The 563-nt window shown below is 65.4% G+C and carries 1 protein-coding gene; it reads left to right on the forward strand.

Going from position 1 to position 563, the window contains the following annotated elements:
- On the forward strand, nucleotides 1–563 hold a 563-nt coding region (locus Q4I23_RS33020), incomplete at both ends, for an ATP-grasp domain-containing protein (protein ID WP_498529046.1).

Raw genomic sequence — 563 nt, forward strand, 5'->3', positions numbered from 1 at the left:
ATCGAGGAGGTCGCCCACAACACGCCGGAGAAGATCGTCAAGGTCGCCATCGACCCGGCCACCGGCATCCAGGGCTACCACACCCGCAAGGTCGCCTTCGCGCTGGGCCTCGAAGGCAAGCAGGTCTCCGCCGCCGCCAAGTTCATCGTCGCCGCCTACCAGGCCTTCGTCGACCTGGACTGCGCGATCGTCGAGATCAACCCGCTGATCGTTACCGGCTCGGGTGAGATCCTGGCGCTCGACGCCAAGATGAGCTTCGACGACAACGCCCTGTTCCGTCACAAGGACGTCGAGGAGCTGCGCGACGAGGCCGAGGAAGACCCGGCCGAGATCGAGGCGGCCAAGCACAGCCTCAACTACGTCAAGCTCGACGGCAACATCGGCTGCATGGTCAACGGCGCCGGCCTGGCGATGGCGACCATGGACATCATCAAGCTGTACGGCGGCGAGCCGGCCAACTTCCTCGATGTCGGCGGCGGCGCCACGAAGGAGCGCGTCACCGCGGCCTTCAAGCTGATCCTCTCCGACCCGAACGTCGAAGGCATCCTGGTCAACATCTTCGG

The sequence above is a fragment of the Azospirillum sp. UFLA03-27 genome, assembly GCF_059803775.1.